This window comes from Picosynechococcus sp. PCC 7117 (assembly GCF_001693275.1).
Taxonomy (GTDB): Bacteria; Cyanobacteriota; Cyanobacteriia; order Cyanobacteriales; family MRBY01; genus MRBY01.
In genome coordinates this window covers 1,929,730-1,942,929 of record NZ_CP016477.1, presented here as the reverse complement: position 1 = coordinate 1,942,929, position 13,200 = coordinate 1,929,730, and the positions used below count along the sequence as shown (strand labels likewise).

Here is a 13,200-nt window from a genome sequence, read left to right as displayed (position 1 = left end):
CAAGATCTACCACAAATATTTGACAACTTTTTTGTTGTTAAAGTACCTTGAATAGAAACTAAAACAACCAAACAGTTGTTAAACTAATCATATCGCGTTTTCTTAATCCGACAACGCCAAACCCAGAAAGCATTACCCATTCTGTAGAGAGACTGACCCCAGCATGAGTGCGACTGTCAAAACCCTTGTCAATCAGCCCTATAAATATGGTTTCGTCACAGATATCGAGACGGAAAAAATTCCCCGTGGCCTCAGCGAAGATGTCGTTCGCTTAATTTCCGCCAAGAAAAACGAACCGGACTTTATGCTGGAGTTTCGTCTCAAGGCTTACCACCAGTGGCTTAAAATGGCTGAGCCAGAATGGGCCCACGTTAAATATCCCCCCATCGACTACCAGGACATCGTTTACTACGCTGCCCCTAAAAAAGAAACTAAAAAAATCGAGAGCCTGGACGAAATTGATCCGGCCCTCCTAGAAACGTTCGAGAAGCTAGGCATCCCCCTTTCAGAACAAAAGCGTCTATCCAATGTCGCTGTAGATGCCGTTTTTGATAGCGTTTCCATTGCGACCACCTTTAAAAAAGACCTCGCCAAGCACGGTGTAATTTTCTGCTCCATTTCCGAAGCACTGCAGGAATATCCAGACCTGGTCAAAAAATATCTCGGTACCGTTGTGCCCACTTCTGACAACTACTTTGCGGCGCTCAACTCCGCCGTGTTTAGTGACGGTTCCTTCGTCTTTATTCCCAAAGGCGTGAAATGCCCGATGGAGTTATCCACCTATTTTCGGATCAATGATGGGGAAACAGGTCAATTCGAGCGGACGCTGATTATCGCCGAAGAAGGTGCCTCCGTGAGCTATCTTGAAGGTTGTACCGCACCAATGTTTGACACCAATCAGCTCCATGCTGCTGTGGTCGAACTGGTGGCCCTTGACAACGCTGACATCAAATATTCCACCGTCCAAAACTGGTTTGCGGGGGACGAAGAGGGCAAAGGCGGTATCTACAACTTCGTGACGAAGCGGGGCCTCTGTAAAGGTATCAATTCTAAGATTTCCTGGACTCAGGTAGAAACCGGCTCGGCGATCACCTGGAAATACCCCAGTTGTGTCTTGCTCGGCGATAACTCCGTGGGTGAATTTTATTCCATTGCTTTAACGAATAATCACCAGCAGGCCGACACAGGCACCAAAATGATCCACATCGGTAAAAACAGCCGTAGCACAATCATTTCTAAAGGCATTTCGGCGGGCAAATCGAAAAATAGCTACCGGGGCTTGGTGAAAATGCACCCCAAAGCTGACGGAGCGCGTAACTATTCCCAATGTGATTCGATGCTCATTGGCGATACGGCGGAAGCCAATACTTTCCCCTACATCCAAGTGGATAATCAAAATGCCAAGGTGGAACATGAAGCTTCCACTGCAAAAATTGGCGAGGAGCAGCTCTTTTACTTTGCCCAGCGGGGTATCGCCGAAGAGGACGCCATTTCAATGCTTGTTAGTGGCTTCTGTAAGGATGTGCTCAGTGAGTTACCGATGGAATTTGCGGCTGAAGCAGATAAACTTCTCAGCCTCAAACTCGAAGGCACTGTTGGGTAGCTTCAAACCTCAATTATCAGCAAATAAGTATTCGTTTTTTAGTTCAGAAATAAGCAATTGAAGGCAATGAGTGACGTTATTTTAGCGATTAAAAATTTGACCGCGACCGTCGATGGTCAGCCGATCCTCAAGGGCGTTGATCTAGAGATCAAAGCAGGAGAAATCCACGCAATTATGGGCCGGAATGGTTCAGGAAAAAGCACCCTGTCAAAAATTATTGCGGGCCACCCTGAGTATGAAGTCACTGGTGGCGAAATTATCTACAAGGGCGAAAACCTCTTGGAGAAGGAAGCCGAAGAACGGGCTTTAGATGGTATTTTCCTCGCCTTCCAATATCCGTTAGAGATTCCTGGGGTGAGCAACCTTGATTTCCTGCGGGTTGCCTACAATGCCAAGCTCAAGCATCAGGGTAAAGAGGAGATTGATGCCTTTGATTTTGAGGATTTGATCGAAGAAAAACTCGAAGTGGTCAAAATGAACCCCAGTTTCCTCGAAAGAAGCTTGAACGAAGGGTTTTCTGGAGGCGAGAAAAAGCGCAACGAAATTTTACAAATGGCCCTACTAGAGCCGAGCCTAGGCATTTTAGATGAGATTGATTCTGGCCTCGATATTGATGCGCTGCGAATTGTGGCGGAAGGGGTTAATCAATTGGCAACACCCGATAATGCGTTTCTTTTAATCACCCACTACCAACGCTTATTGGATTACATCACGCCCCAGTTTGTCCATGTGATGTACGATGGCCGGATTGTGAAGAGTGGCGGCAAGGAACTTGCCCTGGAATTAGAAGCAACGGGCTATGATTTCCTCGATCAAGAACTGGCTGCGGGGGTTGTGTAACTATGTCTAGCGGTACCATGACAGCGGCGATCGCCTTTTCCCAGAGTCAACCCACAGAAGTCGATCCCAATCTGGAAAAATTTCTCGGATTACTCGACCGAAACCAATCAGCGGAATTTCAAGCCATTCGCGATCAAGGCCTTGAAAAAGTTCGCCAAGGAAAATTCCCAAGCCGACGGGATGAGGCCTGGCGGGTAACGGATTTATCGGTGCTCAAAAATACGGCTTTTCAGGCGGCGCAACCGACAACCCCAACGGCAGCAGATTTGGAAGTTTTCGCCCTACCGGAAACAACCAACAGTCGTTTGGTATTTGTGAATGGCCACTATGCCCCTGACCAGTCCTGCGTTTCGGGATTACCTGACGGCGTTTTTGTCGGCAACTTCACGGCATTAGCGACGGCTCAAAAAGTGGCGATCGCCAAATATCTTGGCCAGCAGACCGAGCAACTGGATGTGTTTGCCGCCCTCAATGATGCAGGTCTTGGGGATCTCGCCATTGTTTGGGTGCCGAAAAATACCGTTGTTGAACAGCCAATCCAACTGCTATTTCTGGGCAACGGTGCGGATCAACCGACGGCTATGCAGTCCCGCTGTCTCGTGATTGCGGAAACGGGAGCCCAGGCCAATGTGGTGGAATATTACGGGGCGATCGCCCAGGGTTGCACCGATCAAGATACCCACCGCTATTTCAACAATGCTTTAACGGAAATTTGGGTGCAGGCCAATGCCCGCCTTAACCATGTGCGGGTACAACGGGAAGCTGGGGGCGCGATTCATCTCGGTAATACGGCGATCGCCCAAGCCCAAGACAGCCATTACCAACTCACAGAAGTTAATTTTGGTGCCCAACTGAGTCGCCATACCCTGACCCTGACCCAAAACGGCCCCCAAACAGAAACCATTCTCAAGGGGTTAACCATGGTTGGCGCCGAACAACTCAGCGACACCCACACCGCCGTTTATCTCCAGCATCCCTACGGCAGCGTTGATCAACTCCATAAATGCATTATTGACGATGCGGCCCGGTCTGTTTTCAACGGCCAAATCCATGTGCCCCAGAAAGCGCAAATGACCAACGCGGCCCAACTGAACCGTAATTTGCTGCTGTCTCCCAAGGCCAAAGTCGATACCAAACCCGAACTGCAAATTACCGCCGATAACGTGAAATGTGCCCACGGCGCCACCGTCAGCCAACTGGAAGCCGAGGAAATTTTCTACCTCCGCAGTCGCGGTCTCAATGACTATGATGCGCGCCATTTGCTGATTGATGCCTTTGCTGCGGAAATTCTCGATACCGTGGCGATCGCCCATTTACAGCAGGCCCTTACGGGTTGTGTTGCCTGTCGCACCGTTGACTAACTTGTAAATTGCCGCCCCAACTGTTCCCGCTCACCCATCCGACCCAGTGAATCCCCTATGATCACAACCCAACCGAAACCCCTTGCCGAACAGGTTCGTGACGACTTTCCCATCCTGCACCAAACTGTGCACGGAAAGCCACTGATCTACTTCGATAACGCTGCCACCTCCCAAAAGCCCAAGGCCGTCCTCGATGCGTTGCTGCATTATTACCAACAAGATAATGCCAATGTTCACCGGGGGATCCATAGCCTGAGTGCCCGGGCAACGGATGGCTACGAAGGGGCACGGGATAAAGTCGCCCGGTTTATCAATGCGGCCAATCGTGATGAAATCGTTTACACCCGCAATGCCAGTGAAGCGATTAATCTTGTCGCCTACAGTTGGGGGTTGAGTAATCTGGGGCCGGGGGATGAAATTATCCTGTCGGTGATGGAACACCACAGCAACATTGTGCCTTGGCAAATGATCGCGGCGAAAACTGGGGCTGTCTTGAAGTATGTACCGTTAACCCAGGATGAAACCTTTGATTTTGAGCAATACCAAGCGCTACTTAGCGACAAAACGAAGCTAGTCACAGTGGTTCATGTCTCCAATACCTTGGGCAATGTGAATCCGGTGACGGAGATCATCCAAGCGGCCCGCAAATATGGCGCAAAAATTCTCATTGATGCCTGCCAGAGTTTGCCCCATATGCCCGTTGATGTGCAGCAAATGGACTGTGACTGGCTCGTCGGCTCTGGTCACAAAATGTGTGCGCCCACGGGCATTGGTTTTCTCTATGGAAAACGGGACATTCTCGAAGCGATGCCTCCCTTCTTAGGCGGTGGAGAAATGATCGCCGAGGTCTTCTTTGATCATTCTACCTACGGTGAACTGCCCCACAAATTTGAAGCGGGAACCCCAGCCATCGGTGAGGCGACCGCCCTTGGAGCGGCGGTGGATTATCTCTCTCAAATTGGGATGGATCGCATCCACGCCTACGAAGCTGAACTCACTGCCTATCTTTTTAAGGGACTCCGGGACATCCCGAACCTAAAAATTTATGGCAAACAACCCGATACCCAGGGGGAAGGTCGGGCGGCCCTCGCGGCCTTTAACGTTGCTGGTGTCCATGCCAATGACTTAGCGACCCTCCTCGACCACGACGGCGTTGCCATTCGTTCCGGCCACCACTGTACCCAACCCCTCCACCGTCTGTTCGATGCCTCTGGTAGTGCCCGCGCCAGCCTCTATTTTTACAACACCACCGCTGAAATCGATCAATTTATTGCTGCCCTGAAGGACACCATTGATTTCTTTACCAGCATGGGTAGTTAATGACAAATATTTTTCAAATCTCCCTAATTTTCGCTAATTGCTAGAGATCATCAGGCAATACTACGAAAACTCACATTGTCTCCTTCTTCTGACTGTTTAAAGAGGAGTAGCGGTGTGGGTTTTGCTTTTTGATCCCATTCAATAGTGACGACACGCCCTTGCACCGTGGGCTGCCAATAGTCCGGGGCTTCACTGGGATTGAGGAACTTTTCAAGACAATCAATAATTTGTTCAACGGTGATGCTGCTAGCTTGGGCGGGAAGTTTTGTAAGGCTAATATTTACCCGAAATAAAACCCCCTCTTGACGTTGACCTTCTCGATTAATCGTGTCGTAATAAACGTCAAAAATTTCATCCACGGGGCGACCACTGGTGGCAATACCGACGGTAGCTACATCGGCGGTGCTGGGACGTAGAGCAACGCTGATGATGAGACGTACCTTAATTTTAAGCTGGTTCACAATCACGTAGTGGAACTGATCTTCTTCCATCCGCATCCGGAGGTAATCGAGGTTAAACTCCCGGGAGTGTACTAAATCCGGGTTACTTTCCATTTTCTTGATGGTGTTCAGGGCCAGTTTGAGTTTTTTCTTGAGATCGTTAATTTTGTAACGATTGAGCTTGGCTTCTTTTTTGTGCTTTTGATTAATGCCACGAATATAGAACAAAAGACCTAGGGTAGTGCAGAAGAAGGCCGAAGCAAGGGCAATCCATAGGGCAATGCCACCAAAGGTCGGGCGATCTAAGGTTGTAATCGGTGTGGGCTGTTGCGCGATGATCGGCTTTGTGGAAGGGAGGATTGGCGGCATATGCAAGGATAAACGGAAAATTTTAGGATGAAGGTATGGCCAGAAGTTATTAACAGATTAACAAGGGTCGGTAGGGTCTGTTTCCAGAAGTATAGAAAAAATTTAGAACCATGGAGAGTTCATCGGCCACAATTGGCGGCGGGGCGATCGCCGAATCATTCCCCAGCATTTTCACAAAAACATTGTGTATGATGAGGCGTCTCTGGGAAAATAAGAGAGTGGCAATTTTCAAAAATTGTCCAGGCCCGGCAAAAATTTAATGGAATAGGTTGCAAACCCACGATGAACAAAGCCCTTGGTTGTTTGGAGCAGTCAGTGAATACCCGTTGGACAGTGGCGGATAGCGAGACGTTATACCAAGTGGCAGGGTGGGGGGAACCATATTTTTCGATTAACAACCAGGGTCATGTGCAGGTGTCTCCCCTTGGGGACGCAGGGACGAGTATTGATCTATTTGAGCTGGTAGAATCCCTCAAACAGCGAAACATTGGTTTACCCTTCTTAATTCGTTTTCCGGATATTCTCCGCGATCGCATTGAACGGCTCCAGGACTGTTTTGCGACGGCGATCGCCCGGTATGACTATCCGAACCATTACCGGGGTGTGTATCCGGTCAAATGCAATCAGCAGCGCCATTTGGTAGAAGATCTTGTGGAGTTGGGGCGCACCCACCACCTGGGCCTAGAAGCGGGTTCTAAGCCAGAACTCATGATTGCGATCGCTCTGTTAGAACCAGAGGCCGATCAAGAGCGACTGCTCATTTGCAACGGTTATAAAGACCAGCATTACATTGAAACGGCCCTCCTGGCGACCCAATTGGGACACCGCGCCTTGATCGTGATCGAACAGCCGGAAGAATTAGACTTGGTGATTCGGGCGAGTCAAAGTTTGGGCATCCGGCCGATGTTGGGCATTCGCGCCAAGCTTGCCAGTCGCGGCATTGGTCGTTGGGGGGGCTCCTCTGGCGATCGCGCTAAATTTGGGCTAACTATTCCGCAGATTTTGCGGCTCGTGGAAAAACTACAGGCAGAGGAAATGCTCGATTGCCTGCAATTGTTGCACTACCACATCGGTTCCCAACTTTCCTCGATCAGTGTTGTTAAGTCTGCCATCCGAGAAGCCTCACAAATCTATGTGGAACTGGTAAAACTCGGCGCTCCCATGGGCTTTTTGGATGTGGGCGGCGGTCTCGCGGTGGACTACAGCGGCTCCAAGAACAATTTCCCCTCCTCGAAGAACTACAATATGCAAAACTACGCCAACGACGTGGTGGCGACGGTGCAGGATACTTGCGATGAAACCAACGTGCCCGTGCCCGTGCTGGTAAGTGAAAGTGGGCGGGCGATCGCCTCCCACCAGGCCGTGTTAATTTTTGATGTCCTCGGCAGTAGTGAAGTTGACCCAATCTTGCCCCCGAAGCCCGACTATAAAGAGCATTTGGTGCTGCGTAATTTGCGGGAAACCTACGACACCATTACCCCAGAAAATTACCAGGAAAACTATCACGATGCCGTGCAATTCAAAGACGAAGCCATCAGCCTGTTTAATTTGGGCTATCTCAGCTTAGGCGATCGCGCCAATGCCGAAGAATTGTACTGGTCTTGTTGCCAAAAGATTTTTTCGATTATCCAAGGGCAAGCCAGCATCCCCGAAGACTTTGAAGAACTTTGGCAAAATATGGCCGCTCTCTACTATGTGAATTTGTCTGTGTTTCAATCGGTGCCAGACAGTTGGGCCATTGATCAGCTTTTTCCGATTATGCCGATCCACCGACTCCACGAAGAACCGACAAAAAAAGGCATCCTGGCAGATTTAACCTGTGATAGCGACGGACGTATTAACCGTTTTATTGATACCAAGGCCGAAAGTAAAAATCTTCTTGAACTGCACCCTCCCAATGGTCAGCCTTACTATCTGGGTCTCTTTTTGATGGGCGCTTACCAAGAAATTATGGGCAACCTCCACAACCTGTTTGGCGATACCCATGTAGTACACGTGCGCCTGACCGATGACGGTTACCATCTCGAACACCTCGTAGAAGGGGACACGATCAAAGAAGTTTTGCAGTATGTGCAATATGACGTGGCCGATCTCCTCGAAACAATGCGGTGTCGCACAGAGAAAGCCCTGAGTGAAAAGCGCCTAACCCTCCAGCAGTCACAACTTTTGATTAACCATTATCGTCAAAGCTTAGAAAGCTACACCTACCTCCACTAATCATCCGATCAGCGCAAATTCACAAGGAATCTGTATTTACTCCAAGCCCAAATATTGACTTGTTTTTCTACAGGACAAGAAAAGCAGCTGTTCTCTCTATGCTTGGCTATTAACAGCTTTAATTTGAGAACTTAAGAGGCGATCCATCCAATGTTCAAAAAATTCACGGTTTGCCTGTTGCTCAGCGAGGGTTTTGGGTTCTAACCCGTGGGGAGCCAGCCCCATCAAAGCCGCACTGGTCACACAGAACATCGATTTTTGGAAGGTTTGGCAAATTTTGACCCGCAAATCCTGCTCTTTGCGCAGGGTGCCCATATAGTAATCCCAGAGATAATCGGGTAAGAAGTGGCGCATATCTTGCATCAACAGAGTCGGCGGAATCCCCGAACCACCAATGGGTAATGGGTCGGCATAGAGAGCCCCATAGGTAAAGATCCCTTGTTCGGCGGGGACTTGGGCGGCCTGGGCATTGTAGGAGATGGTGCCAGCAAAGGGGGTTCCCCGGAAGAAAATCGCTTCGACGTAGGGAACGGCGGTATCCATCAGGAAAGTTAAACCCGCAGATTCTGGAATTAACTCATACACTTCCCCTTTGATTTCGACCTTGTAGGTGATGGGACGGCTGGCATCAGCTACCAATCCGGCTAGGACGTGGTTGGTCACGTCGGCGGTGGTTTTGATTTCGCCGGCATCGTAGCGATCGCTCAAGTCGAGAAACATATCACTCATGACGCGCCAAAACTGACCTAAGCCTGTGTAGTAGGCCATTTGGCGGGTTTGCTCTAGGAGAAAATCGGGGAAGAGTTTATTCAAACCCAACATGAAGGGATTATTTTTCCAGCGGGCGGCGATCGCCTTTTTGGCGGCCTCAATAAATTCTGGCGTGTCGAGGTAGGCATCTAAACCCCCACCACCATGCCAAAACATCGACTTCATGCAATATTCGGCATATTCAAAGTTAATGCGGTCATGCCACCAGTGTTTCAGGAGGCGATCGCCCGTTAATTGGCCGTTGAAATACTTAAAAAAGGGAAAAACATTGAGAAATTGCGATTCGGCCACATAGTTCAGATTATTCGAGTAGGCATCTAAGACCACCCCATAACTCTTGAGGATGCCCACCACTTCCATCACATTTTGATCGCTATTTTCCAGCATCGGTAAACCTTGCTCAAGGCGATGAATGAAAGGGGCAAGGGGATGCCGCGAAGGCTCTAAAACAGCAGTGACCATATTCATATCCACAATTCTTAAACGCTTACTTTTACTTTAAAGAAATTTCAATAGCCGTCGGGGATGCCACCAAGGCCGCTGTGTCGATCTCACTCCAGCGCACCAGCCACTGGGGCTGCAACCCAAAGACGAACAGCAATATCACTAACATAACCGCCGGAAACTGATCCGCCCAATTGACCGGGGACATATTAATGAGTTCTGGGGTCAAGCGGCCAAAAAAGACCTTATTAATCATCAGCAGAAAATACACCGCCGTGAGACCTGTCCCCACCATACACAGGAGAGTCGCCACTGGATACACCGGAAAGCTGCCCCGAAAAATGAGGAATTCAGCGATAAAGCCCGCCATCCCCGGCAAACCCGCACTGGCCATGACCCCCAGGATCATCAAACTACCCGTCAAAGGCAGACCCCGTTCTGGGGTGAGCAGTCCCCGTAGATAATCGACATCCCGACTGCCCGTTTTTTTGTAGACAATGCCCACCAACAAAAAGAGCAGCCCAGAGATTAAACCATGGCTGACCATCTGGATTTCTGCCGCTGCCAAACTTAAGGGGGTCGCCGCCGCCGCCGCCAGCAGAATAAACGCCATGTGGGCAATGGAAGAATAGGCCACCACTTTTTTCATGTCTTTTTGGGCGATCGCACAGGAAGCCCCATACAAGGCACTGATCGCCGCCCAGATCGCTAGCCAAGGGGCCACGACAGCCCAAGCCAAGGGAAATAGGCCAATCCCAAACTTCAGCAGACCATAAGTGCCAACTTTGAGGAGCACCCCCGCCAAAATCACCGATACAGGGGTAGACGCTTCGACGTGGGCATCCGGGAGCCAAGTATGGAAAGGCAGAAACGGAATTTTGATCCCAAAGCCCACCAAAATGCCGCCGAGGAGAATTAATTGGGTGGTCAGGGGCAACAAATCACTGTGGAGGGCACTGTAGGCAAAGGTATTAGATTCTGTGAGGAAGGCCAGACCCAAGAAAGAAGCCAGAATTAAAATTCCGGAAACGGCTGTGTAGAGCAAAAATTTAATGGCGGCATAGCCTCGTTTTTTGCCGCCCCAAATCGCAATGAGAAAATATAGGGGAATAATTTCAATTTCGTAGAACAGAAAAAAGAGCAGCACATCCTGGGCCAAAAATGCCCCATTGACACTCGCCTGCAAGAGCAAAAAGAGGGCGTAATAAAAGCGGGGGCGGTGCAGATCCTTGGGGCTAATCCAGAGGGCCACTAGGGTCAACAATGCATTGAGGGCAAGGAGGGGCAACGATAAACCATCAATACCGAGATCGTAGTTCAGGCCCAACCACTCAATCCAAGGATAATGTTCAACAAATTGGAGGCCGGCGATCGCCACATCATAATGGAACCCCAACCAAGCTGTCCAAACAAAAACGAGGGCAGCCGCTCCCAGGGCCATCGTCCGGGAAAACTGATTTTTTTCTCCCTGGGGGAGTATCGCTACCAACAGAGCTCCGGCCAAGGGCAGCCAAATTAAGGCACTCAGCATTCTTTCCTCCAAAATTCACAAAAAAGCAGATTTAACAACAAAGGGGGAAACTCCTTAGGCCAACTGATTCGACCAAAAATCCGTAATCATCGTCCATTGACCCGTGGCCATAAACCAGACTAGGCCGAGGATCATCCCTAAAACAATCGTCAAAACATAGAATTGAGACTGTCCCGAAACGTTGTAACGTAGAGCGCTTCCACTAAAAAGTGTCGCCAAACCTGTTAAGTTGACGAAGCCATCGACAACGTAGCGATCAAACCAAGCGGCGAGTTTTGAAAGGGTTGTAACCAGCCAAACCACCGTCACGTTGTAAATGCGGTCAATGTAAAAATCGTAGGCCAGCAAATCCTGCAAAAAGCGCAGATAAAGCTGTCGAGGGCGACTCAGGGAAGGATTCAAAGTAATCGTTAGACCAGCGACTAAGCCGAGGCCTCCCGCGATCATCAGTGCTGGTATTGCTAAAGTCACGATGAGCGGCCGTTCAACAAGGGTCGGCAGGGATGGATTAAAGAGCAATTGCCATTGGTGCAAAAAGAAGGGCACCATCAGGGTCATTAGGATCAGACTCACCATAGGCACAGCCATTTGCCAGACCACCTCAGGCGATCGCCGCGTTTTTGGCTTGGGGGCACCGAGGAAAACAGAACGAAAGACCCTGGTCAGATTAAAGCTGGAGCAGAAGTTTACGCCCACAAGGAGTAGCACGAGCCACGGGGGTGTATCCCAAAAACCATCGACCCAACGGCGCATCGTCCAAAACGTCCCCAGGGGAAAGAGGCACACAAGCCCCGCTGACCCCACCACAAAGGCACTAGTGGTTGCCGGCATCCGTGACCAGAGGCCACCCATTTCCGTAATATTTTGACCGTGGGTATTGAGAATAACCGCACCAATGCTCATGAATAAGAGCGCTTTGGCGATCGCATGGGTTAGCAAAAGCAACAGGGCGATATCAACTTGATTTAACCCCACCGCAATAAACACCAAACCAAGGTAAGCACTGGTGGAATGGGATAAGGCCCGCTTAATATCAATTTGAGCTAGGGCAACCAACGAAGCCCCCACCGTAGTTACGGTACCGATAATAATCAAAGCGTCGGAGGTGATCGGCGTAATCGTAAAAACAGGCTCCATTTTGAGCAGCACGTAGGCCCCCGCAGAAACCACCACCGAATTACGAATAATCCCCGCTGGGTTTGGCCCTTCCATCGCTTCATCAAGCCAGAGGTTCAACGGGAACTGGGCACATTTACCAATCGGCCCGGAAATGAGCGCAAGGCCCACGAGACTGGCTTCCCAGGGGGGCAAGGGGGGATTCGCCGCCCAAGTTTCTAGTTCACTAAACGTGAGCCCCGTACCATAGCTAGACAAAGCAACAATGCCCATCAAGAGCAAGATATCGCCGACCCGTTTGGTCAAAAAAGCATCCCTAGCCGCCGTCACGACCAGGGGTTGAGCATACCAAAAACCAACTAATAAGTAAGTAGAAAGAGTTAATACTTCCAACAGGCCATAGCTCAAGAGCAGCGAGTCGCTAATGGCCAAACCCGATAGGGCCGCCTCAAAAAAGCCCATCAAGCCATAGAAGCGGGCAATAGACCAATCCTTTTCTAAATACCCAAGGCCGTAGAGTTGAGCCATGAAACAAATGCCAGTGACCAGTTCCATTGCACCGAGGTTAACCGGAGAAATTTCAATAACCAGGGAAAGATTTAGATCGGCAACCTGGAGCCACTCCAGTGATAGTTGTTGGGGGGGCATGTTCCAAAGGGAAGCGAAGGCAAAGGAACCGTGTAAAAGACCCAAAAAGGTCATGATCAGGTTGAGGTAGGCGGCAGGTCGAGGCCCGGTGCGCCGAATTAACCCGAGGGACCAAGGCAAGGTCAAGAGTGCCCCCGTAATTCCGTAGACTGGAACTAGCCATACGCTTTGTAAAAGAAATTCACTCATGGAGGGTGTCTAGAAAATCACAACAGAAGGTTGGTTGGCATTGGGTGGATTGGCCAGAAAATATTTCAAATCGTCGGTCTACAGTCTTTGTAAGAGAGTGTAATCGATTAGATGGCGATTTCCCAAAGGTTTGAGGCTTTTTTGTGGTGATAGCGATGCTTAATTGGCATAGCGTTAAGAAATAATAATTTGGCGATCACCTACATGGTTTTGTTAATTATTAAGTCGAAATGTCAGCCTTTGCCGACCCTTTGATGTTTCTTAAAATTCAGCCGAGGGGAACCACTCCTATGATTGGCGTAGTGGCTGTTGACCGTCAATTTGAAATTCTAAAAAGATGACTTTGAGTTG

Annotated in this window: 9 protein-coding genes; 5 read left to right on the top strand and 4 right to left on the bottom strand. The window is 49.6% G+C overall.

The genetic code is table 11. The features are described 5' to 3' along the window. Positions 1-163: 163 nt before the first annotated feature. From sufB to AWQ22_RS09345, 4 genes are all read left to right on the top strand, one after another. On the top strand, positions 164-1,603 hold the full coding sequence (gene sufB, locus AWQ22_RS09360) for a Fe-S cluster assembly protein SufB (protein ID WP_012307425.1): 1,440 nt from the start codon (positions 164-166) through the stop codon (positions 1,601-1,603). A 66-nt stretch (positions 1,604-1,669) separates the two neighbouring features. Further along, complete coding sequence (gene sufC / locus AWQ22_RS09355) at positions 1,670-2,443, top strand: Fe-S cluster assembly ATPase SufC (RefSeq protein ID WP_062434719.1); 774 nt, start codon at positions 1,670-1,672, stop codon at positions 2,441-2,443. A gap of 2 nt (positions 2,444-2,445) precedes the next feature. Next, positions 2,446-3,804, top strand: coding sequence for a Fe-S cluster assembly protein SufD (gene sufD, locus AWQ22_RS09350; RefSeq protein ID WP_157094606.1), 1,359 nt, complete (start codon positions 2,446-2,448; stop codon positions 3,802-3,804). Between the two features lie 57 nt (positions 3,805-3,861). Then, positions 3,862-5,124, top strand: a complete 1,263-nt coding sequence (locus AWQ22_RS09345) for a SufS family cysteine desulfurase (RefSeq protein WP_065710917.1) — start codon at positions 3,862-3,864, stop codon at positions 5,122-5,124. 50 nt (positions 5,125-5,174) lie between these two features. Here AWQ22_RS09345 and AWQ22_RS09340 read toward each other — a convergent pair whose 3' ends face one another. After that, positions 5,175-5,933 carry a hypothetical protein gene (locus AWQ22_RS09340; RefSeq protein ID WP_065710916.1) on the bottom strand — a complete coding sequence of 253 codons (759 nt, stop codon included), beginning with the start codon at positions 5,931-5,933 and terminating at the stop codon, positions 5,175-5,177. A gap of 282 nt (positions 5,934-6,215) precedes the next feature. Between AWQ22_RS09340 and speA the strand changes: the two genes are divergently transcribed. Further along, complete coding sequence (gene speA, locus AWQ22_RS09330; RefSeq protein WP_012307419.1) at positions 6,216-8,150, top strand: biosynthetic arginine decarboxylase; 1,935 nt, start codon at positions 6,216-6,218, stop codon at positions 8,148-8,150. A 96-nt stretch (positions 8,151-8,246) separates the two neighbouring features. Here the strand turns inward: speA and AWQ22_RS09325 are convergent, their stop codons facing one another. The 3 genes from AWQ22_RS09325 to AWQ22_RS09315 are packed head-to-tail and all read right to left on the bottom strand — an operon-like array spanning position 8,247 to position 12,849. Next, positions 8,247-9,383, bottom strand: a complete 1,137-nt coding sequence (locus tag AWQ22_RS09325; protein WP_041443893.1) for a CO2 hydration protein — start codon at positions 9,381-9,383, stop codon at positions 8,247-8,249. A gap of 31 nt (positions 9,384-9,414) precedes the next feature. Beyond that, positions 9,415-10,896 (bottom strand): NADH-quinone oxidoreductase subunit M, encoded by a 1,482-nt coding sequence (locus AWQ22_RS09320; RefSeq protein WP_065710914.1) that lies wholly within the window; start codon positions 10,894-10,896, stop codon positions 9,415-9,417. A 54-nt stretch (positions 10,897-10,950) separates the two neighbouring features. After that, positions 10,951-12,849, bottom strand: coding sequence for an NAD(P)H-quinone oxidoreductase subunit F (locus AWQ22_RS09315; RefSeq protein ID WP_062434703.1), 1,899 nt, complete (start codon positions 12,847-12,849; stop codon positions 10,951-10,953). Positions 12,850-13,200: the final 351 nt, after the last annotated feature.